The following is a 21,386-nucleotide window of genomic DNA, read 5'->3' as shown; positions in this document are numbered from 1 at the left end:
CTGTGAAATCAGTCATTATGCCCTTGGTGAATTCTCCTCGATACGCCAAACAATTATTTTTAGTAATTTTAGATTTTTTAGCGTTTCCAGTTCTCATCTGGTTTTGTTATGCGTTACGTGAATTTAATTTAGGGGCTGAAGTTGTTCCTAATATCGCATACGGCTCACTTTGGGTAAGTACTCTTGCTGTAGCTATGTCACTCATTTGTGGACTTTATCATTTTATTGTTCGTACATTTAACGAAGTTTTTTTTACGCGTTTAGCAATTGCTACAGGATTAACAATCTTAGGTTTATATGCTTTAGCGTATTGTAGTCATGCATTTATACCCACTTCAATTCCATTGATGTTTGGTTTTTTAATGTTTGCTTGGGTGTGGTTTAGTCGTAGCGCAATTCGTTTTATCGTGAGAGCGAGTTTACAAACGAATATGCCCAAAAGAAAAATTGTGATTTATGGTGCAGGTTATGCAGGTCAACAAATTGCGGCGATGCTAAATCGTTCTGATGAGCATTTTCCATTATTTTTTATCGATGATGATGAGTCACTTACAGGGCAAATTATTGGTGGTTTAAAGGTTTATAATGCCGAACAAGCACTTAAGCATCTTGATCAAGAAAAAGTAGATGAAATCTTAATTGCGTTACCCTCTGTAGGACGTACACGTAAAAGTGAAATTGTGAAGTTCTTAGAGCCAGCGCATATTAAAATTACTGAAATTCCTGGCTTAACGAAATTGGTCGATGGTGATATCCATGTTTCCGATATTCGTGAAATTGATATTATTGATTTATTGGGTCGTGACCCTGTACCTCCAGTTCCTGAATTACTGGCGAAAAACATCCAGAATAAAGTAGTGATGGTAACAGGAGCAGGAGGCTCAATTGGGTCGGAGTTGTGTCGGCAAATTATTAAAAACCACCCGCAAAAATTAGTAATATTTGAACTCACTGAGTTTGCACTATATAGCATTGATAAAGAGCTACGTCTGAATTGTAATATTGAAATTATTCCAATTTTAGGAACAGTATTAGATGAAGCTAAACTTGAGCGAGTCATTGAACAATACCACGTGCAAACCGTTTATCATGCAGCAGCTTATAAACATGTCCCCTTAGTTGAATGTAATCCTTTAGCAGGATTAAAAAATAACTCTGTGGGTACAGCTTTTAGTGTAAATGCAGCTGTTAAAAAAGGCGTGGAAACCTTTGTATTGATTTCAACTGATAAAGCAGTCCGCCCAACCAATGTGATGGGTGCTTCGAAGCGAATGGCAGAGCTATATTGCCAAGCAATGGCTGAGGCGCAAAATCAAACACAAATTAGTATTGTGCGTTTTGGTAATGTTCTAGGTTCTTCAGGTTCGGTCGTACCTTTATTTAAACAGCAAATTGCCAAAGGTGGCCCGATTACCGTTACACATCCTGATGTCACTCGTTACTTCATGACAATACCCGAAGCATCACAATTGGTTATTCAGGCTGGAGCTCTCGGCACAGGTGGTGATGTATTTTTGTTAGATATGGGAGATCCTGTTCGAATTCAGGATTTAGCACGTCAAATGATCGCTTTAAGCGGTTTAAAAGTTCGTGAAGAAGGAACGGATATCGGTGATATAGCAATTCATTATTCTGGATTACGGCCTGGTGAGAAATTGTATGAAGAGTTATTGATTGATCAGGAAGATACTCAAGTGACGGATCATAGTCGTATTCTTCGCTCATTTGAAAAGCATTATCCGCTTGAGGAATTACTGCCTATTTTTGAGCGAATTTATAACTTAACTGCAATTGAAGCCGATGTTAATTGGGCATTGGAGCAATTGGAGTTCTATGTTGATGGTTATCAACGTGGCAAAGAAATAAAAGTGAACTAATATCATTATTCTTTGAAAAATAAAACTGAATAAAAAGGGCGCTTAAGCGCCCTTTTTAATACCCTTAAATTATTCCACCGTCACAGACTTCGCCAAGTTACGTGGCTGATCGACATCTGTTCCACGCAGCACTGCAACATGGTATGAGAGCAGTTGTACTGGAATGCTATACACAATTGGTGCCAAGATTTCATTCACACTTGGCACATACACAACATGTTGACGATCTTTGGCTTTGATACCGCTATTTTCATCAGCGAAAACAAATAGCTCACCACCACGTGCTTGCACTTCTTCCATGTTCGATTTGAGTTTGTCCAACATGTCATCTTGTGGAGCTAGAATCACCACAGGCATATCATTATCAACCAGTGCCAATGGACCATGTTTTAATTCACCAGCCGCGTAGCCTTCTGCATGGATGTATGAAATCTCTTTAAGTTTTAAAGCACCTTCAAGGGCGATAGGGAACTCAGTTCCACGACCCAAGAATAGACAGTGATTTTTTTCAACAAATAATTCTGATAGACGTAGAATCTCAGCATTATTTTGTAAAGTATCTAAAATCACTTTCGGTGTATGCCAAAGCGCTGCAATAATTTCAGAGATACGGTCATTTGAAATGCTTTGCTTAATTTGACCAATTTTCAATACCAATAGCATCAATGCCGCAAGCTGTGTGGTAAAGGCTTTGGTCGAAGCAACACCAATTTCAGGGCCTGCAAGTGTTAACAAACTATAGTTGGTTTCACGTACCATCGACGAAGTTGCGACGTTGCAAATGGTCATGGTGGTGATATTCAAGCTTTTCGCTGCTGCACGTTTTTGCGTATCACGCAGTGCAGCTAAAGTATCGGCTGTTTCACCTGATTGAGAAATACAAACATACAGTGTGTTATTCACAATCACAGGCGAGCGATAACGGAATTCACTGGCAATTTCGACTTGGCAAGGCACGTCAATCAGTTGTTCAAACCAATATTTGGCAATCATGCCGGCATGGTAGCTAGTACCACAAGCGATGATTTGCACTTGTTGAATTTGGCTGAAATCTTGAGCTGCATTGGCAAGAAAATCATCACGAAGGGCATTACCATTTAAGGCTTGAGAAATCGTTTGTTTAATCGCTTCAGGCTGCTCATAAATTTCTTTGAGCATATAGTGTTTATATTCACCTTTTGAAGCATTGCTGACAGTCGCATCAAGCTCTTTGATTGGACGATTCACTAATTTACCATCGACGAATACTTCAATAGTATTACGAGTTAAACGTGCAATATCACCTTCTTCAAGGTAGATAAAACGGTTGGTAATTGGTAAAAGTGCCAATTGATCCGAGCTAATAAAGTTCTCGCCAATACCGACACCAATCACGAGAGGTGAACCTTCACGCACCGTGATTAATTCATCAGGATGGTCGGTATGTACGATACCCAGTGCATAAGCACCTTTGAGTTGAGGCACCACACTTTTAACCGCTTCTAAAAGACTCGGAGTGCTTTTTAAAGCGTCATTGACTAAATGTGCAACAACTTCTGTATCTGTTTGTGAGGTAAAGACATAACCAAGCGCTTCAAGATCATCTTTAAGCTCTTGATAGTTTTCAATAATACCGTTATGAACAACAGCCACATTGCCTGAAATATGCGGATGGGCATTATTTTCAGTCGGTTTACCATGGGTTGCCCAGCGCGTATGTGCAATACCGACCGAACCTGCGATATCTGCTTCTTCAACGGCTTGTTCAAGATTTGCAACTTTACCTACGCGACGTTCACGTAGAACATGGCCTTTATTAATCAGCGCTAAACCCGCAGAGTCATAGCCACGATATTCAAGACGCTTTAAGCCTTCAATTAAAATATTGGTAATACTACGTTCTGCAACGCCACCGACAATACCGCACATAATTTAATCCTCTTATTTCTTCAATTTTTGGGGACGTTGATAGTTTTCTTTGGCAAATTGCTTCGAACGTTCTACCGCAAGGCTATTGTCTGCCACGTCACGTGTAATGGTTGAGCCAGCACCCACTGTTGCACCATGACCAATGGTGACAGGAGCGACTAATGAGCTATTTGAGCCGATGAAGGCTGAGTCACCGATAATGGTTTTAAATTTGTTTGCGCCATCATAGTTGCAGGTAATGGTGCCTGCGCCAATGTTTGAACCAGCACCGACTTCTGCATCACCTAAATAGGTAAAGTGGTTGGCTTTTGAGCCTAACCCGACAGTGGTATTTTTAACTTCAACAAAGTTACCAATATGTACTTCTGCAGCTAATTTTGCGCCAGGGCGTAAACGTGAAAATGGACCGATTTGAGCGTCTTCACCAACAATGGCACTGTCAAAAACGCTATATGGTTGAACTTTAGTGCCTGCCGCAATCTTGGTGTTTTTAATCACACAACCTGCACCAATTTCAACGTTATCACCGAGTTCAACATCACCTTCAATAATCACGTTGATATCGATACGGACATCTTGACCGACAGTCAGTGTGCCACGTAAATCAAAACGAGCAGGATCAATCAGGTGAACGCCTTGTTGCATCAGTTGTTTTGCTTGGAAACTTTGAAATTCACGCTCTAATGCAGCCAATTGTACGCGGTCATTGACACCTTCCACTTCAAAAGCACGTTCTGGTTCAACAGATGCTACTTCGAGACCGTCAGCAATTGCCATTGCCACGATATCGGTCAGGTAATATTCACCTTGTGCATTATTATTGCTTAATTTTGGCAGCCATTCATGCAATTTGGCATTGCTCACTGCATAAATACCGGTATTAAATTCTTTGATCTTACGTTGTTCTTCAGAAGCATCTTTATGTTCAACAATGGCTTGAATCTTGCCATTTTCACGAACAATACGCCCGTAGCCTGTCGCATCATTAACCGTTAAGGTTACTAAGCCAATACCTGTTTGAGTAGATGCATCTAATAGTTTTTGTAATGTTGCTTCAGTGATACAAGGCACATCACCTGAGAGAATCAAAGAAATCCCAGTTTTTGCTAGGACAGGGAGAGTCACTTTGACTGCATGGCCTGTACCCAATTGTTCTGCTTGTTCAACCCATTTGACATTTTCATGTGCAAACGCGTTTTGAACCAATTCACCGCCATGCCCATAGATGGTAATTATTTCTTCTGCATTTAATTTTTTCGCAGTGTTGATGACATGGCCAAGTAGGGGTTGTCCTGCGAGTGGTTGTAATACTTTGGGTAAACGAGAACGCATACGTGTCCCTTTACCTGCAGCAAGAATAATAACGCTAGTAGACATGTTTAATCCTAGGTGTTTCTATTACATAGACAAAATATAAAAATAAATACAGATGCAAAGCGCGGCCCAAAGACCTGCAATAATGTCGTCAAACATGATGCCAAAGCCACCACCGACTTGACGGTCAATGACACGAATAGGCCACGGTTTCCAGACATCAAATAAACGGAATAAAGCAAAACCAATCAATGCCCAAGTCCAGCTCATTTGCCCGAGGTATAAAACGGGAAGGAAAGTAATGGACTGACCGGCAAATTCATCCCATACGATGCGGCCATCATCATGAACACCCATGACTTTGGCGGTTTGACCGCAAATATAGATCCCAATAATCGACATGATGATCATGACTATAATGGAGTTGAAAAAGCCGATTGCAAGCCAACCTGGAATAAACAACAAAGCAAAAGCAGAGCCAAAGGTGCCCGGTGCTTTGGGTGCAAGACCCGAGCCAAATCCCACGCCACAAAAGGCGATGACTCGGTTAAACCAAGACATGGATTTAAAGTTAATGGCTGGCTTATGCAAAATGCTGGTATCCCTTAAATTTTATGACTTGGTCCACACCGTGGTTGTTATAACGGATTCCCAAATTTGGGGTGATTTGACCGATTTTACTAATGTTTACATCTAATTTTAGTTGCAGAAGTTTTTGATAATTCTGCGGACTTATTGTAAAGCATAACTCATAGTCATCTCCACCCGCGAGGGCGTATTGCCACTGCTTTTCTTGTTGTAATTGTTTTACATCGTGATCGATAGGAAGTTGATCTAATTCAATTTCTGCACCGACGTGTGAAGCAGCGAGGATGTGTCCTAAATCTTGTGCGAGCCCATCAGAGACATCAATCATACTGTTGGCTAAGCCTTTGAGCTGTTGACCAAGTTGGCAACGTGGTGTTGGATAATCTAAACGCTTTTGCAGTGGGTGTCCTAAATGCTGTAATCCATACGCAGCATCGCCAACTTGACCGCTGACACAAATGAAATCACCAACTTGAGCGCCTGAGCGGGTTACTGCTTTGCCTATATCTACCCAGCCGAGGGCTGTAACTGAAATCGTCAGATGTGGACTTTGTGTGGTATCACCACCGATTAAACTCACACCAAATTGATCGCAACAATCATATAAACCCTGACTAAAGCCTTTGAGCCATTCATGATCAATTTGGGGTAGGCTTAATGCCAGTAAAATACTATGCGGTTTGGCACCCATTGCAGCAATGTCAGAAAGGTTGACGGCTACAGATTTCCAGCCAATGGCATGTGGGTTGGTGTCGAGAGGAAAATGACGTCCAGCAACGAGAGTATCGGCACAGATGACCAATTGTTGCTGTGGAGGAGGGGTGAGCAAGGCTGAGTCATCACCGACCCCTAAATCGACAGCACTACTGCTGTGACGATTAAAATAGGTATCAATGATAGAGAACTCAGCCATACAACGTACTACTTAATAAATTAATTAGCTTGTTGCTTTTCTGCTGCACGCAATGTAGTCGCTAAACGATCCAATACACCATTGATGTACTTATGGCTGTCTGCACCGCCAAAATGTTTAGCTAACTCGATCGCTTCATCGAGTACGACACGGTAAGGAATCTCAAGGTGTTCTTTGAGTTCATACGAGCCTAAACGAAGGGTTGCAAGTTCAACGCCATCTAAGGCTTCAACTTCGCGATCGAGTACAGGGATTAAAAGCGCATCCAATGCTTCATGATTGGCAACAACCTCGGTCAATAACTCGTGGTAATAGCCGAGATCTACCTTGTGCATGGCATTTTCCACACGCGTACGTGCTTCAATCTCATGCACAGGATTGCGGCTCATTTGCCATTCATAAATTCCTTGTACAGCAAAGCGACGTGCTTTACGTTTTGCTGCATAAGTTGCTTGAAGTGTTTGCGACATAGCGTTAAATAGCCTTTAACAAGTTAACCATTTCAATAGCAGTCAAGGCAGCTTCACTACCTTTATTACCTGCTTTTGTACCCGAGCGTTCAATCGCTTGTTCAATACTATCCGTAGTCAATACACCATTAATTACTGGTAAGCCAGTGTCTAGACCAACAACGCCTAAACCTTTGGCACATTCGCCAGCAACAAAATCGAAGTGAGGCGTGCTACCACGAATCACTGCGCCAAGCGCGATGATGGCATCGAAACGATCTGAAGCTGCAAGTTTCTTTGCAACCACTGGAAGTTCCCAAGCACCCGGTGCATGAACAATAGTGATATTATCCTCTGATACGCCATGACGTTTCAATGTATCAACGGCACCTTCTAGCAAATGTTCAACAACAAAGCTATTAAAACGACCAACTAAAATCGCATAACGGTCTTCGTTCGCGAGATGTAACATACCTTCAATACGGCGAACTGCCATAGCAACCTCGATTATTTCTCTGATGTTTGATTTGCGGTGATGTATTCCACCACTTCTAAGTTAAAACCTGATAATGCATTAAAACGTAATGGCGAGCTAAGAAGCTTCATTTTCTCCACGCCTAAATCACGTAAAATTTGTGCGCCGACACCAATGGTTTGATACTGCTGAGACAGTGCTGCATTGGATTTAACATTTTTCGGTGCAGTTAAATTTTCTAAAGCAGGACCTAAGTCCTGTAAATGACGCTGACCAATCCATACTAAAACACCACGATCGCTGGATGCGATTTCTTTCAGTGCTTTATCGAGATTCCACGCCGGAGCGCCATCTTGTTTATTCAGTTTTAGTAAGTCGCGAACTGGATTGAAACCGTGTACGCGTACAGTGGTTACACCTTGTTTTGGTTCGCCTTTCACAAGGGCTAAATGAATGTCTGGATTACCAATTTCACGGTAACGGAACAATTCAAACGTACCATATTCAGTATCTAAAGTTTGTTGATCAATGCGCTCAATGGTTTGCTCATTGGTCATGCGGTAGTGAATTAAGTCCGCAATCGTCCCCATTTTTAAGCCATGCTTTTCAGCAAAGACTTCAAGATCAGGGCGACGTGCCATGGTGCCGTCTTCATTGATGATTTCACAAATCACCGAAGCTGGCTCAAGACCTGCTAAACGCGATAAATCACAACCGGCTTCAGTATGACCTGCACGGTGAAGGACGCCACCAGGCTGTGCCATCAGCGGGAAAATATGGCCTGGCTGTACGATGTCAGCCGGTTTAGCATGTGCTGCTACAGCAGTTTGAATGGTATGTGCACGTTCAGCAGGTGAGATGCCTGTTGAAATGCCATTTGCTGCTTCAATAGACAAGGTAAAGTTGGTACCGTGCTGCGCACCATTGGCATCAACCATGAGTGGTAAATTTAACTGTTGGCAACGCTCTTTGCTGAGCGTTAAGCACACAAGACCACGCGCATGCGTAATCATGAAGTTGATATCTTCAGGGCGTACGTGGGTCGCAGCGATAACAAGGTCGCCTTCATTTTCACGATCTTCATCATCCATCAGGATGACCATTTTTCCTGCACGAATATCAGCTACGAGCTCTTCAACAGTATTGAGCGGCATCAATCTTCACCTTTTTGTTTGTCTCGAATGACATTTACTTGCATTGATTGTTGCATAGTCTAACGTTTTTTTGCGTTCTTTGCCTATGCTTATCATTTTCCTTTAATGGCTCATTGTTATACACAGTCGTCAGAACCTTGAAAAGAGGACTTTATTTGAATTGTGCCATTTATGCCCAATCTTTAAGCGATTGAAAAGCATAAAAATGGGTAAGCTTATACAGATTTTAAATAATTCAAATGAAAGAGATGAACAGTTTGTCGGAAAACTGTCGGTCTTTAACTCCATGAACTATCACATAAAAATCAATCACGTTGATGCAGCCACATGGCTCTCTAAATATTGCCGAATCATCATCTTATTGGCGTTTAAAATAGTTTTTTGCAAATGTGGATCTGCGGCTGCACGCGCAATTAAAATGGCACCGACCAGTTGGGACATTATGGCCCAAGCTTTTTCTTCACTCGCCAAATGTGCGCTGAATAAAGCATGACCGCGCAGTAATTCCTTTTCATAGGCCTGTTTAATCGTGTCATCTGCACGGGCCACTTCGGTTGCAAGTGTCGGCAAAACACAGCCTTGTTCAGGATGTTCAAGGTGGAAAGGGGTTAAGTAACGGTCTAATTCAAAATTAATCCAGTCGGCTGCATTGTGATGCGGGTTGCTTTGCCACATGTTAAAGCTTTGCTGCAATTCATATTCAACCAATGCTTTGAGTAAATCCTGTTTTGACGAAAAATGTGAATAGAATGCACCGCTGGTTACACCTGCAGCTTTCATTAAGCCGTCAACACCTGTTGCAGCAAAGCCATTTTTTTTCGCAATTTGCCCCGTAATGTTGAGTAATTCTTGTCGTTTTTGTTGTTTGTATTCGGGTTTGTAGCGCATGTGCATGACCCTAAAAAATTATGATTGACGATAAATTCATCATAACATAGTATTCGTTATAGTAACGATCGTTATTCAATAAAATTGATCGCACATGGAATAAAAAAACTATCCAGCACGAGGGGATTGTTATGGAAAATAATCATATATCTCAGCCTGCCAAAGGTGTGGCATTGATCATTGGTGCAGGAGATGCCACCGGCGGTGAAATAGCCAAACGTTTTGCCCGGGAGGGTTATATTGCTTGTATGACACGACGAAATGCAGACAAATTAAAGCCTTTAATTGCTGAAATTCAAACACAGGGAGGGACTGCTTTTGGCTTTGGTTCTGATGCTCGAAAAGAAGAGCAAGTGATTGAACTCATCGAGCATATCGAATCAAACATTGGCCCGATTGAGGTCATGGTCTTTAATATTGGTGCCAACGTCCCTTGTAGTATTTTGGAAGAAACCGCACGTAAATATTTCAAAATATGGGAGATGGCATGTTTCTCGGCTTTTTTAACTGGTCGGGAAGTGGCAAAACGCATGGTGACACGTGAACGAGGCACGATTATTTTTACTGGCGCAACAGCAGGTGTGCGCGGTGCGGCTGGCTTTGCCGCTTTTGCTGGAGCAAAACATGCGCTTCGTGCCTTGGCACAAAGCATGGCGCGTGAACTTGGGCCTAGAAATATTCATGTGGCGCATGTGGTGGTTGATGGTGCAATTGATACCGATTTTATCAAAGATACATTCCCTGATCTTTATGCTAAAAAAGAGCAAGATGGTATTTTAAATCCCGTACATATTGCAGAAAATTATTGGCATCTCTCACAGCAACCACGAGATGCATGGACGCATGAATTAGATCTGCGACCGTGGATGGAACGCTGGTAAGCGCTGATTTAAAAATATTAGGAAAAACAAGCAAAAAAAGGACGAAAAAAATGAAAGTCATTGAGTTTTATTTTGATGTTGGCAGTCCATATAGCTACATCGGATTTCACCGTATTCAGCACATTGCTGAGCAATATCAGGCAGAGATTATCTGGAAACCGATGTTATTGGGTGGAGTGTTTAAAGCTACTGGCAACAGTAGTCCGATGGCTGTGCCTGCCAAGGCACGCTATTCCATGCGGGATCTTAAGCGCTGGTCAGATCTATGGCAGATTCCCGTGCAAATGAATCCGTATTTTCCGATCAATACTTTGCAGTTGATGCGTTTGATTACCGCAGTCCAATTATTTGAGCCTGAAGTATTTCTCAATGTACTGACGGGTATTTTTAACGCAATGTTTGGTCAGCCACGCAATTTAAATGATCTCAATGAATTAATTCAATTGATGCAGGATCTTGGATTGGATGTGGTGCAAGTTAAATCATGGCTTGAAGATGAAAAAGTCAAATCTGAGCTGAAAGTGGTGACCGAAGAAGCCATTGAACGAGGTGTTTTTGGCGCACCGAGTTGGTTTGTGAATGATGAATTGTATTGGGGTGTTGATCATTTACATTTTGTTGAGCATGCCTTGTCTGCAAAATGAATGACCCAGCGCAGCAAACTGTTCATTCAATTTAAACGTAGCTCTAACAAAAAAGCGAACCTCGATTCGCTTTTTTATGATCTAACTCAAATCAAGACTTAGAAGAAGCCCATTGGCTTGGTGTCATAGCTCACCAAGAGGTTTTTGGTTTGTTGATAATGATCAAGCATCATTTTGTGATTTTCACGGCCGATCCCTGATTTTTTGTAGCCGCCGAATGCAGCGTGTGCAGGATAGATGTGATAACAGTTGGTCCATACACGGCCCGCCTGAATGGCACGACCCGCACGATATGAAGTATGTGCTGAACGCGACCAAACCCCTGCACCTAGACCATAAATCGTGTCATTGGCAATTTTAATGGCATCGTCGAAGTCTTTAAAGGTGGCAACTGAAAGCACAGGGCCAAAGATTTCCTCTTGGAAAATCTTCATGTCATTGGTGCCTTTAAAAATCGTTGGCTCAATATAGAAACCAGTACCGACTTCATTACGTGGATCACCACCGGTAATGAGCTGTGCACCTTCATTTTTACCTGTAGCGATACAGCCCAAGATTTTATCTTGCTGCTCTTGCGATGCTTGTGCGCCAATCATGGTGTCAGTATCTAAAGGATGACCCGTCTTAATACGTTTCACACGCTCTACTGCCATTTCCAAGAATCGATCAGCAATGCTTTCCTGCACCAAAGCACGTGAAGGACAGGTACAGATTTCACCTTGGTTCAGCGCAAACATGGCAAAACCTTCGAGTGTTTTATCTAAGAATTCATCGTCTTTGTCCATGATGTCTTCAAAAAAGATGTTCGGTGATTTTCCGCCAAGTTCTAAAGTCACAGGAATGATATTTTCAGTCGCATATTGCATGATCATTTGACCGACAGCGGTTGAACCTGTGAAGGCGATTTTTGAGATGCGTGGGTTGGTCGCTAGTGGACGACCGACTTCAACACCATAACCATTCACAATATTCAGCACGCCCGGTGGGAGTAGGTCTTGAATGAGTTCAGCTAAAACTAAAATACTCACCGGTGTTTGTTCTGCAGGTTTCAATACAATACAGTTACCTGCGGCAAGTGCAGGTGCGAGTTTCCATGCAGCCATCAAGATTGGGAAATTCCACGGAATAATTTGACCGACCACACCAAGTGGTTCATGGAAATGGTAAGCAATAGTATTTTCATCAATTTCAGAAATGCCGCCTTCTTGGGCACGGATACAGCCGGCAAAATAACGGAAATGATCAATACACAGTGGAATATCAGCGGCTAAGGTTTCACGAATCGGTTTACCGTTGTCCCATGTTTCTGCAACTGCAAGGAGCTCTAGGTTTTCTTCAAGTCGATCGGCAATTTTTAATAAAATATTTGAGCGTGTCGTTGGGGAAGAGGCGTTCCATTGGGCTTTGGCTTTATGCGCTGCATCCAAAGCCAATTCGATATCTTCAGCAGAAGAACGTGGCACTTTGGTAAAAACTTTACCGTCTACAGGGGAGATATTTTCAAAGTATTCACCTTTCACTGGCGCGACCCATTGGCCACCAATCAGGTTTTCATACTGAGTTTTAAACTGAACTTTTGAACCGGGTTGATTAGGATCGACATAACGCATATGAATTTTCCTTTGCTTGTTTATTATGATCTTGTTGGGCTGCCCATCTGTGGCAATCTACAGCTTTGGTATAAGGTACTTTTGTACATTATTTGATTAGCATAGCCTGTATAAGGTTGGAAAAAGGTTGGAGACAAGAAGGTTTACAATATTTTTTTTCAGTCTTAAAAACAAAAGCCGGGAAACGGATTTTTAGTCATGAATTGTTGTGAGAATAATGAATGATGATACAGAAGGATTTATCTGAAAAACGACAGAATGTTGAACGGTTAAGGCAGGCCATGAGTCTGTCAAAGCAGCAAAGCTCGCAATTGAATGAGAGCATTGCAAGTTCTTGGCAGCGATCGGCGCAGGCGGAAATTCCGGAAAATCGGAGTGCTGCGCCTTTGGTGAATTTGAACCCTCAAAGTCAACAACAGTCGGCATTGCATCATGCCTTACAACATTGTGCAGAAGATTTAAAACACATAGCCGAACAGTCGTCGATGGTACTTGCCGTGGGCGATGTAGGTAGCACGATTATTTGGAGTGCGTCGAGTCGGCAAATGCAAAGTGCTGCGGAAAGTGTGCATTTTATTGCAGGTGGGCAATGGCGCGAAGAATTGGTCGGCACCAATGCATTAGCGTTGTCTTTAAAAACTCAGCAGTCGAGTTGTGTGTTTTCAAATGAACATTACATGCCATCAGTACATGAATGGGTCTGCTATGCAGCACCGATTATCGATCCACATACGCAGCAAATTTTGGGCGTGGTTGATTTATCCACCGTGTGGAAAAACCACAATAGTTTAGGGCTACTTGCGGCTGAACGCTGCGCTTCGATTATTCAATCGGCTTTACTCGATTTTCAAAAACAGCATTTGTATATTCGGGCCTTTGCTGTGCCGCAAGTGTTATTTAATGGCAAAGTGATGGTGCTGACCCCGCGGCAAATAGAAATTTTGACCATCTTGGCGCTATGTCCGCAAGGCATGACCTTAGATACTTTGCATCAAGCCTTATATGGTGAACGAAAGGTGAGTGTTGGGACTTTAAAAGCGGAAATGTCGCAGCTACGCGATATTTTGGGCGGCATGTTAGGCTCACGTCCCTATCGTTTATTGGCACAAGTCGAAGCCGATTTTTTGCAAGCTGAGCAAGCTTTAGATGCAGGTTATATCGATTCGGCCTTAAAACTGTGTTCAGGGGTTTTCTTGGCTAAAACTGAAAGCCCATTTTTAGGGGCATGGCGTGATTGTCTTGAGTCACGATTGAGCCAAGCGATTTTTAATGCCAAAGAAACGGATGTTCTACTCAAACATGTCGCGCGTTTCCCTGAAGCTATCGATGCGGTTGAACGCCTGATTGAGCTGATGCCGAGATCACATCCCGTACATCAGACTTTGTTGAAACTAAAACATTAATTTGCAATGTGATTCAGGCTATTAAAGGCCTTTATTGGCCAGCCATTGAAAGAGCTGGGTATAGACTTGTTCTCGCGCGGTTTTTTCCGAAAGTACTAAATCATGCAAGCCATTGTGAATGCTTTGAATGGTGACATCGCCTTGAATTTTCTTGGCATATTTTTGGATATCTTTTACACCTAAAATCACATCACTGGTCTGCGCTGCTTTACCCCATTTTTTGGGATTTTTAGTTTGATGCGAGTGCATCACTAATACCGGTACATCAATCGTCACACCTTGATGAATTTCCTTTTGAGCTTCATAAATACTGCGGACGAAACTGATGTATACCATTGGATAGCGGGTCTTTTTCCAGTCTAAATTGAAGTCCCATTCACCCTTGAGTTCATGGTGTAAGCTGGCGGTGTACCATTTATTCAGTTCACTCGGAAATTTTAAATTGGGAAAGGTTTTTGCCAATTTACTCAGCTGTGGAATACCCAGTGCGCGTTTCACCGGATTCATGTTGAAATCATAAAATGGGCTATTAACCCAAAGGGCTTGAATTAAAGGATGATTTTGATGATGCGCCGCATACAAAGTGGTGGTTAAGCCACCGGTAGAATGACCACAGAGCAGCAAGGCATCATGACCTTCATCAGCAATGATCGTTAGGGCTTGATCTATTTCGGCATCATATTCAGACAGTGCATGCACATTATAGTATTTTTGATGCGGGCGGATGGAGCGACCATATTTTCTTAAATCCAAGGCATAAAAGTCGAAACCGTGCTGATTGAAGCGTTCCGCCATTTCGGTTTGGAAAAAATAATCGATAAAACCATGGATATAGAGCACCGCTTTGGAGGTGGGAGCCGCTGCTTTTTTGCGAACCAGTGTGGCAACCACAGGGCCTTCATAATCATCTGGGAAGGTCAGCGTGGCTTGTTCATAGCCTGCGCCCAAAATGTCAGGCTGATACTGAATATGTGAATGGCTCATTATTATACTCATCAATATTATTGGACATTATGCTTTATCCTTGATGAGTCATGAGCTTTTGTCAAATGAATAATCGATGCTGTTTTACCGACTAAAAAAGAGTGACCTCAGTATGAAAGCGACCAATCTATAGTCGCTTCCCTGAAATAAAAGGTGAAATGGATTCAGTTGAGCCTACATCACCAGACTCAAAGGGTAATGTAGGCACTTAGGTCACTTAAACATGAAGACCTTTGAGGGCTTAACTTAAACGGCCGCTTTGAAGTCGACCACAGAGGCATTGGCTTTAAGCGCTGCCTTGAAAATATCAACCACTTGAGCATGAGTTGCTTTACGTGGGTTGGTGAGCATACAGGCATCTTTTTGTGCATTTTCAGACATGATGCTGAGGTCTTGTTCTTTCACACCGAGTTCAGAAAGGCTCGATGGAATGCCAATCGAAGCAGAGAGTTCACGGATTGCTGCAATCGCTGCATAAGCCGCTTCAGTCACCGTTAAACCGTCGGTTGGCACACCCATGAGCTGTGCGATACGTGCATAGCGGTCAGGGCAGGCGATCAGGTTAAATTCGCAAACGTGTGGTAGCAGCACGGCATTACATACGCCATGTGGCAAGTTGTAGAAGCCGCCAAGTTGGTGCGCCATCGCGTGGACATAACCTAAAGATGCATTGTTAAATGCCATCCCTGCTAAGTACTGTGCATAGCTCATCGCATCACGCGCTTCTAAGTTTTCGCCATTGGCTACGGCAGGGCTGAGCCATTCACTGATCATGCTGATGGCTTTTTCAGCACAAGCATCGGTAATAGGATTGGCTGCTGTAGAAACATAAGCTTCGACCGCATGCGTTAATGCATCCATACCGGTTGCTGCAGTGAGCGCCGCAGGTTTCGCAATCATCAGTTTCGGGTCATCAATAGCGATAAGTGGGGTACAACGCCAATCGACAATCGCCATTTTTACATGGGTTTCAGTATTGGTAATGATACAGAAACGGGTCATTTCTGATGCCGTACCTGCGGTGGTATTAATCGCAATGAGTGGAGTCATTGGAACTGTACTTTTATCGATGCCTTCATAGTCACGAATATGACCACCACCGGCAGTGACTAAGCCAATGCCTTTGGCACAGTCATGAGAAGAGCCGCCACCGAGAGAGACAATAAAGTCACAGCCATTGTCATTGTAGGCATCTACACCGCTATGCACGTTGGTGTCAGTTGGGTTGGGTTCTGCGCCCGGAAAAATGTGACTTTCTACGCCAGCTTCAGTTAAATATGCGGCAATCGTATCTGCTACACCAAATTTGTAAAGACCGGCATCGGTCACGATAAGCGCTTTCTTTGCGCCAAGATTTTGCGCCTTTGCACCAATTTCTTTAGCACAGCCGGGGCCAAAAAGTGAAACACAAGGGATGTAAAAACCGTTTGTTTGATCTGCAATATTTTTAAAAGCCATGGTGCGATTCCTTCTACCATTCATTGTCATTTGTTATGGGTGATACTCACCTAAACTGAGTATTGCGAGGGACGTTTTAAATTCACACCTACCAAAGACCTACCAAAATTAAGGCTTTGTTTTGAATTTATTTAATTGATTGAAATTTAATCATTAATTATTTTTGTTATTTTCTAAGATTCGCTAAAAGTCGTATACATTTAAGCCAAAATAGGCGTTGCGATGATTGGATGCATGATCGAGTTATCAGATTATAAAATCTAACTAAAACTACTATCAATTTACTAAATGCCCCAAAGCGCTCGAATCAGGATAGGCTATAACAAATAACGAGATAGTCACTTTTGTGCATTTCGCTTTTTGCAGTGCGAAACAAAAGATTAATTAAACGAGTTAAATAATGCCCAGTGAAAATTTGAAAACGAAACGACCTTTATATATTCCTTATGCCGGAAATACACTTTTAGAACTCCCACTTTTAAATAAGGGTTCTGCGTTTAATGAAGATGAACGTAAGAGCTTTAATTTGCACGGTTTAATTCCACATGTCACAGAAAGCATTGAAGAGCAAAGTCAGCGTTCTTATCAGCAATATTGTGCATTTAATAGTGATATCAATAAGCATATTTACCTGCGTAATATTCAAGACACCAACGAGACGCTGTTCTATCACTTAATTGAAAACCACCTCAGTGAGATGATGCCGATCATCTATACACCAACAGTGGGTGAAGCTTGTCAGCGCTTTTCGGATATTTACCGTCGTCATCGTGGGATTTTTATTTCATATCCTGACCGTGATCATATTGACCAAATTATTCATAACGTGAATAAAAAGAATGTGAAAGTGATCGTTATTACGGACGGTGAGCGTATTCTTGGACTTGGTGACCAAGGCATTGGGGGGATGGGGATTCCGATTGGTAAGTTGTCACTGTACACCGCGTGTGGTGGGATCAGTCCAGCCTATACTCTGCCGATTACTTTAGATGTCGGAACCAATAACCAACAGCTCTTGAATGACCCGATTTATATGGGTTGGAGTCAGCCTCGCATCAGTGGTGAAGAATATTATCAATTTGTCGATGACGTGATTAAAGCCATTCAACAACGTTGGCCTAAAGCACTGATTCAATTTGAAGACTTTGCACAAAAAAATGCGATGCCTTTACTGGAAAAATATCGCGATAAAATTTGCTGCTTCAATGACGATATTCAAGGAACAGCAGCGGTGTCTGTCGGAAGTTTAATTGCGGCATCACGTGCAGCAGGTAAACAGCTCAAAGATCAAATCGTCACATTCTTAGGGGCAGGTTCAGCAGGTTGCGGGATTGCAGAGCAGATTATCAAGCAAATGGTGGCGGAAGGTTTAACCGATGCTCAAGCGCGTGCGCGGGTGTTTATGGTCGATCGCTTTGGTTTAATTACTGAAAATCAGCCGAATCTTTTAGATTTCCAACGCAAACTTGCGCAAGCACCGGATAACGTTGCTCATTGGGCAAATGCAGATTCAGTCATTTCGCTATTGGATGTAGTTACACATGCTAAACCGACTGTATTGATTGGCGTTTCGGGACAACCGGGACTGTTTAGCCAAGAGGTCATTGAAACGATGGCTGCGAATTGTGAACAGCCTATTGTGTTGCCACTGTCTAATCCAACATCGCGTGTCGAAGCGGTGCCTGCAGATATTATAGAGTGGACCAAAGGTAAGGCCCTGATTGCGACTGGCAGTCCATTTGCACCAGTGAATTATCATGGCAAGATTCATCAGATTTCACAGTGTAATAACTCCTATATTTTCCCGGGGATTGGTCTCGGTGTGATTGCATCTGGGGCGAAACGTGTGACTGAAAATATGCTGATGGCATCGAGTACGGCGTTGGCAGACTGTTCACCAAAATTGGCAGATCCAAATGCCGATTTATTGCCAAGTTTGGATTATTTACAGGATATTTCGAAGAAAATCGCATTGAAAGTGGCATTAGCTGCGATTGCTGATGGTGTTGCGCCAAATGTCAGCATTGAAGTACTAGAACAGGCCATTGAAGAGAATTTCTGGAAACCTGAATATCGTGATTATGTCCGTGTGACTTATTAATTTGGTCTAAAGATGCTGATTGAACAGAATCGATTTTGCATCTAATCGAAAAATACCCTAATCCAGATTAGGGTATTTTTTTATGTATAGAGGCATATTTTTTTTAAGAAATACGAAAAATTATCGAGCGGGGCGCTTTAAATTTTGCGTTTATCGAGCTGGTTGGAAATGTGATCTCCACAGGCTTGAACCAGCATCACGATCGCGACCAAGACCACTATCACTGCCAGCATGATTTGCATATCAAAGCGTTGATAACCGTAACGGTAAGCAATATCCCCCAAACCACCTGCACCGATAGCCCCTGCAATGGCAGAAGAATTAATCATGGTCACCAAGGTCACAGTAAAGCCCGCGACGATGCCAGGAAGCGCTTCAGGGAGCAGCACATGCCAAATGATTTGTTTGCGATTACAGCCGATGGCTTGAGCGGCCTCAATCAGACCTTGATCGACTTCACGTAAACTCACTTCTGCAATGCGTGCAAAAAAAGGCGTGGCCGCAAGGGTTAAAGGCACGACGGCAGCCCAAACGCCATAACTGGTGCCCACGATAAAGCGCGTGAGCGGAATGAGCGCCACCATTAAAATAAGAAAAGGCACCGAACGGGTAATATTGACCAACCAACCTAGGGTGTGGTTTAGGCTTTTTGAAGGATAAATCCCGTGTTCAGCACTACACACCAATACGACTGCTAAAGGCAGGCCGATCAGAAAGGCCACAAAAGCTGAAACGCCGACCATCAGTAAAGTATCAATGGTTCCACTAATCAGTAAATCAATGAGTTGGTCGTGCATAGCCAAGTACCTCAATCTGTGCGATATGGTGTTTAAGTTGTTCAGATAAGGCGTTGATCTCTAAATGGCTGTGGTCCACAGCAACAATCAACGAGCCAATTAAATGCCCTTGAATACTATCGAGATGACTTTGATACAGATGTACTGGCGCGTGAAATTGATCAAAAATAAACTTTAAGTCAGGCGACTGTTGTAGTGTCGATTCATATCGTAATTTTAAAATGATTTGATCATTTGAATCTGACGGTTGTGGCTGAATGTCGCTTGGTAAATCAAGTTGTTCAAGGTTGAGTAACTCTTGTGTGATCTGCTGTTGAGGCGTAGAAAACACTTTCCAAACCTGTCCTGCTTCTACAATTTCGCCTTGATCGATCACTACAACCTGATCGCAAATCTCGCGAATGACCTGCATTTCATGGGTAATCAACACAATGGTAATACCGAGCTTTTGATTAATTTCTTTAAGCAAAGACAGCACAACAGAAGTACTTTCAGGATCGAGTGCAGAAGTCGCTTCATCACAGAGTAAAATTTCTGGATGATGAACTAACGCTCGTGCAATCCCAACACGTTGTTTTTGCCCGCCCGAAAGTTGAGAAGGGTAGTGCGCTGCTTTATTTTCAAGACCTACCAACTTCAGCACTTCATTCACTCGCTGAGCGATATCGGCTTGACTGAAATTGGCGATTTTAAGGGGCAGCGCGATATTGTCATACACGGTTTTGGCAGACATCAAATTAAAATGCTGAAAAATCATCCCAATACGCTGACGCAGGGCAATCAACTCTGCGTGATTTAAGCTTGATAATTCCTGTTGATGGATGTGAATACTGCCATCACTGATTTGTTCTAAGCCATTCAGCGTTCGAATCAGCGAAGATTTACCCGCGCCGCTTTTCCCAATAATGCCGAATATTTTGCCTTGAGGAATATTCAGATTGATATCTTTTAAGGCATGAACCTGCTGTCCTTGCACATCATAAAATTTATTTAAATTTTTGATTTGGATATGCGGGACGGCAAATTCAACCGATGAATCGAAACTCACCATGAGCGACTCCTTATTTCCAACCAGGGAACCACAGTTTTGCACCAAAATCTGCGTCCAATGCCTGTTTAACTTTAGGTGAGTTGTGATAAATATTGACAAATTTACGCAGTTTATCGTCACGATCGACATAGTCATCACGTACGGCAAATAAGATGGCAAAACGCTTGTCGGTATTGGAGTCAAATAACAATGCATTTTCAGGATCGGCAGTTTTTGCTAAACGTAAATAATGTGGATAGCCAAAAGCCAGATCGACATCATCAATTGCACGTGCCGTTTGAGGGCCTTCCACCTCAATAAATTGAAGCTGTTTAGGATTCGCAGCAATGTCATTTAAAGTCGATAAAAAGTTATCTGGCTGTTTCAGCTCAATGAGCTTGGCTTGCTGTAACAGTTGTAAGGCACGGCCCTGATTGACCGGATCATTCGGAATCACCACTTTGGCTTTATGGGGTAAATCAGCAAAGTTTTTATACTTTTTTGAATACAGTCCGACATGGGTAGCAGCACCGACATCAAAGGCTTTGATTTTAAAATCCGTTTCTTTTTTTGCATTGTCTAGAAACGGCTGATGTTGGAAAAAGTTCGCGTCAATATCGCCGTGGTTTAGGGTGATATTCGGGGTATTCCAGTCCGAAAATTCCACCAATTTCACGTTCAGTCCTTGCTGCTTGGCTTCATCTGCGGCGACTTGTAAGGGTTTAGCAAAAGATGGGCTAATCCCAATCACCAATTCACTTTGATGACTTTTCTTTTGTTGATTCCAAATAACTAAGCCAATCACCAAGATGGCTACGATCACACCAATCAGTGTGAATTTAGATTTTGCTGTTTGTGCCATGGCACACCTCTATATTTCGAAATAATTAAATTTTTTGTCTAAAATATTGT

The 21,386-nt window shown here is 42.5% G+C and carries 19 protein-coding genes; 5 read left to right on the top strand and 14 right to left on the bottom strand.

The window, feature by feature from the left end:
* Positions 1-2 precede the first annotated feature (2 nt).
* Positions 3-1,877: a nucleoside-diphosphate sugar epimerase/dehydratase gene (locus tag FTU13_RS13360; protein WP_180128538.1), complete on the top strand. Its 1,875-nt coding sequence runs from the start codon at positions 3-5 to the stop codon at positions 1,875-1,877.
* Positions 1,878-1,946: 69 nt separating this feature from the next.
* On the opposite strand, the gene glmS is transcribed toward FTU13_RS13360, so the two are convergent.
* From glmS to FTU13_RS13320, 8 genes are all read right to left on the bottom strand, one after another.
* Positions 1,947-3,785, bottom strand: coding sequence for a glutamine--fructose-6-phosphate transaminase (isomerizing) (gene glmS, locus FTU13_RS13355; protein WP_180128537.1), 1,839 nt, complete (start codon positions 3,783-3,785; stop codon positions 1,947-1,949).
* A 12-nt stretch (positions 3,786-3,797) separates the two neighbouring features.
* A complete protein-coding gene (gene glmU / locus FTU13_RS13350) occupies positions 3,798-5,162 on the bottom strand; it encodes a bifunctional UDP-N-acetylglucosamine diphosphorylase/glucosamine-1-phosphate N-acetyltransferase GlmU (protein WP_180128536.1) in 1,365 nt (454 codons plus the stop codon).
* A 21-nt stretch (positions 5,163-5,183) separates the two neighbouring features.
* Positions 5,184-5,660 carry a phosphatidylglycerophosphatase A gene (locus FTU13_RS13345; RefSeq protein ID WP_180128573.1) on the bottom strand — a complete coding sequence of 159 codons (477 nt, stop codon included), beginning with the start codon at positions 5,658-5,660 and terminating at the stop codon, positions 5,184-5,186.
* 22 nt (positions 5,661-5,682) lie between these two features.
* Positions 5,683-6,600 carry a thiamine-phosphate kinase gene (gene thiL / locus FTU13_RS13340; RefSeq protein WP_180128535.1) on the bottom strand — a complete coding sequence of 306 codons (918 nt, stop codon included), beginning with the start codon at positions 6,598-6,600 and terminating at the stop codon, positions 5,683-5,685.
* 20 nt (positions 6,601-6,620) lie between these two features.
* Entirely contained in the window at positions 6,621-7,070 is a 450-nt protein-coding gene (nusB, locus tag FTU13_RS13335; protein ID WP_180024787.1) for a transcription antitermination factor NusB, read from the bottom strand.
* A 4-nt stretch (positions 7,071-7,074) separates the two neighbouring features.
* The gene (gene ribE, locus FTU13_RS13330) at positions 7,075-7,545 is read right to left on the bottom strand and encodes a 6,7-dimethyl-8-ribityllumazine synthase (protein ID WP_111885509.1); all 471 of its coding nucleotides are present in this window, start codon (positions 7,543-7,545) and stop codon (positions 7,075-7,077) included.
* An 11-nt stretch (positions 7,546-7,556) separates the two neighbouring features.
* The gene (ribBA, locus tag FTU13_RS13325; protein ID WP_180128534.1) at positions 7,557-8,678 is read right to left on the bottom strand and encodes a bifunctional 3,4-dihydroxy-2-butanone-4-phosphate synthase/GTP cyclohydrolase II; all 1,122 of its coding nucleotides are present in this window, start codon (positions 8,676-8,678) and stop codon (positions 7,557-7,559) included.
* 309 nt (positions 8,679-8,987) lie between these two features.
* Positions 8,988-9,566, bottom strand: a complete 579-nt coding sequence (locus tag FTU13_RS13320) for a TetR/AcrR family transcriptional regulator (RefSeq protein WP_180128533.1) — start codon at positions 9,564-9,566, stop codon at positions 8,988-8,990.
* A gap of 131 nt (positions 9,567-9,697) precedes the next feature.
* Here FTU13_RS13320 and FTU13_RS13315 point away from each other — a divergent pair, with 131 nt between their 5' ends.
* Together FTU13_RS13315 and FTU13_RS13310 are read left to right on the top strand one after the other, a co-directional pair.
* The gene (locus FTU13_RS13315) at positions 9,698-10,447 is read left to right on the top strand and encodes an SDR family oxidoreductase (RefSeq protein WP_180128532.1); all 750 of its coding nucleotides are present in this window, start codon (positions 9,698-9,700) and stop codon (positions 10,445-10,447) included.
* A gap of 50 nt (positions 10,448-10,497) precedes the next feature.
* Entirely contained in the window at positions 10,498-11,091 is a 594-nt protein-coding gene (locus tag FTU13_RS13310) for a 2-hydroxychromene-2-carboxylate isomerase (protein ID WP_180128531.1), read from the top strand.
* Positions 11,092-11,189: 98 nt separating this feature from the next.
* Here FTU13_RS13310 and FTU13_RS13305 read toward each other — a convergent pair whose 3' ends face one another.
* Positions 11,190-12,701, bottom strand: coding sequence for an aldehyde dehydrogenase family protein (locus FTU13_RS13305; protein ID WP_180128530.1), 1,512 nt, complete (start codon positions 12,699-12,701; stop codon positions 11,190-11,192).
* A gap of 221 nt (positions 12,702-12,922) precedes the next feature.
* On the opposite strand from FTU13_RS13305, the gene FTU13_RS13300 reads away from it, so the two are divergent.
* Complete coding sequence (locus tag FTU13_RS13300) at positions 12,923-14,104, top strand: transcriptional regulator (protein WP_180128529.1); 1,182 nt, start codon at positions 12,923-12,925, stop codon at positions 14,102-14,104.
* A 21-nt stretch (positions 14,105-14,125) separates the two neighbouring features.
* On the opposite strand, the gene FTU13_RS13295 is transcribed toward FTU13_RS13300, so the two are convergent.
* Together FTU13_RS13295 and FTU13_RS13290 are read right to left on the bottom strand one after the other, a co-directional pair.
* Positions 14,126-15,088 (bottom strand): alpha/beta hydrolase, encoded by a 963-nt coding sequence (locus tag FTU13_RS13295; RefSeq protein WP_180128528.1) that lies wholly within the window; start codon positions 15,086-15,088, stop codon positions 14,126-14,128.
* A gap of 246 nt (positions 15,089-15,334) precedes the next feature.
* Positions 15,335-16,546, bottom strand: coding sequence for an iron-containing alcohol dehydrogenase (locus FTU13_RS13290; protein WP_180078990.1), 1,212 nt, complete (start codon positions 16,544-16,546; stop codon positions 15,335-15,337).
* Between the two features lie 400 nt (positions 16,547-16,946).
* On the opposite strand from FTU13_RS13290, the gene FTU13_RS13285 reads away from it, so the two are divergent.
* A complete protein-coding gene (locus FTU13_RS13285; protein ID WP_078194067.1) occupies positions 16,947-18,647 on the top strand; it encodes an NAD-dependent malic enzyme in 1,701 nt (566 codons plus the stop codon).
* 137 nt (positions 18,648-18,784) lie between these two features.
* Here the strand turns inward: FTU13_RS13285 and FTU13_RS13280 are convergent, their stop codons facing one another.
* Genes FTU13_RS13280 through FTU13_RS13270 form a run of 3 tightly spaced genes read right to left on the bottom strand, consistent with a single transcriptional unit; the run spans position 18,785 to position 21,336 of the window.
* A complete protein-coding gene (locus FTU13_RS13280) occupies positions 18,785-19,444 on the bottom strand; it encodes a methionine ABC transporter permease (protein ID WP_078191524.1) in 660 nt (219 codons plus the stop codon).
* Positions 19,425-20,495: a methionine ABC transporter ATP-binding protein gene (locus tag FTU13_RS13275; protein WP_180128527.1), complete on the bottom strand. Its 1,071-nt coding sequence runs from the start codon at positions 20,493-20,495 to the stop codon at positions 19,425-19,427. The genes FTU13_RS13280 and FTU13_RS13275 overlap by 20 nt, the downstream gene beginning before the upstream one ends.
* A 10-nt stretch (positions 20,496-20,505) precedes the next feature.
* On the bottom strand, positions 20,506-21,336 hold the full coding sequence (locus FTU13_RS13270) for a MetQ/NlpA family ABC transporter substrate-binding protein (RefSeq protein ID WP_180128526.1): 831 nt from the start codon (positions 21,334-21,336) through the stop codon (positions 20,506-20,508).
* Between the last annotated feature and the right edge of the window lie 50 nt (positions 21,337-21,386).

The sequence above is a fragment of the Acinetobacter sp. YH12064 genome (assembly GCF_013419735.1).
In the GTDB taxonomy this organism is placed as follows: Bacteria; Pseudomonadota; Gammaproteobacteria; order Pseudomonadales; family Moraxellaceae; genus Acinetobacter; species Acinetobacter amyesii.
This window is presented reverse-complemented; position numbering and strand designations above follow the sequence as displayed.

What these genes read in the sequence shown, in the direction of transcription:
- FTU13_RS13275 (WP_180128527.1), bottom strand. Translation starts at nt 20,495, where the DNA reads ATGGTGAGTTTCGATTCATCGGTTGAATTTGCCGTCCCGCATATCCAA.
- glmU (WP_180128536.1), bottom strand. Translation starts at nt 5,162, where the DNA reads ATGTCTACTAGCGTTATTATTCTTGCTGCAGGTAAAGGGACACGTATG.
- thiL (WP_180128535.1), bottom strand. Translation starts at nt 6,600, where the DNA reads ATGGCTGAGTTCTCTATCATTGATACCTATTTTAATCGTCACAGCAGT.
- FTU13_RS13290 (WP_180078990.1), bottom strand. Translation starts at nt 16,546, where the DNA reads ATGGCTTTTAAAAATATTGCAGATCAAACAAACGGTTTTTACATCCCT.
- FTU13_RS13320 (WP_180128533.1), bottom strand. Translation starts at nt 9,566, where the DNA reads ATGCGCTACAAACCCGAATACAAACAACAAAAACGACAAGAATTACTC.
- FTU13_RS13270 (WP_180128526.1), bottom strand. Translation starts at nt 21,336, where the DNA reads ATGGCACAAACAGCAAAATCTAAATTCACACTGATTGGTGTGATCGTA.
- FTU13_RS13315 (WP_180128532.1), top strand. Translation starts at nt 9,698, where the DNA reads ATGGAAAATAATCATATATCTCAGCCTGCCAAAGGTGTGGCATTGATC.
- FTU13_RS13285 (WP_078194067.1), top strand. Translation starts at nt 16,947, where the DNA reads ATGCCCAGTGAAAATTTGAAAACGAAACGACCTTTATATATTCCTTAT.
- nusB (WP_180024787.1), bottom strand. Translation starts at nt 7,070, where the DNA reads ATGTCGCAAACACTTCAAGCAACTTATGCAGCAAAACGTAAAGCACGT.
- FTU13_RS13305 (WP_180128530.1), bottom strand. Translation starts at nt 12,701, where the DNA reads ATGCGTTATGTCGATCCTAATCAACCCGGTTCAAAAGTTCAGTTTAAA.
- glmS (WP_180128537.1), bottom strand. Translation starts at nt 3,785, where the DNA reads ATGTGCGGTATTGTCGGTGGCGTTGCAGAACGTAGTATTACCAATATT.
- FTU13_RS13300 (WP_180128529.1), top strand. Translation starts at nt 12,923, where the DNA reads ATGATGATACAGAAGGATTTATCTGAAAAACGACAGAATGTTGAACGG.
- ribE (WP_111885509.1), bottom strand. Translation starts at nt 7,545, where the DNA reads ATGGCAGTTCGCCGTATTGAAGGTATGTTACATCTCGCGAACGAAGAC.
- FTU13_RS13280 (WP_078191524.1), bottom strand. Translation starts at nt 19,444, where the DNA reads ATGCACGACCAACTCATTGATTTACTGATTAGTGGAACCATTGATACT.
- ribBA (WP_180128534.1), bottom strand. Translation starts at nt 8,678, where the DNA reads ATGCCGCTCAATACTGTTGAAGAGCTCGTAGCTGATATTCGTGCAGGA.
- FTU13_RS13310 (WP_180128531.1), top strand. Translation starts at nt 10,498, where the DNA reads ATGAAAGTCATTGAGTTTTATTTTGATGTTGGCAGTCCATATAGCTAC.
- FTU13_RS13295 (WP_180128528.1), bottom strand. Translation starts at nt 15,088, where the DNA reads ATGAGCCATTCACATATTCAGTATCAGCCTGACATTTTGGGCGCAGGC.
- FTU13_RS13345 (WP_180128573.1), bottom strand. Translation starts at nt 5,660, where the DNA reads ATGTCTTGGTTTAACCGAGTCATCGCCTTTTGTGGCGTGGGATTTGGC.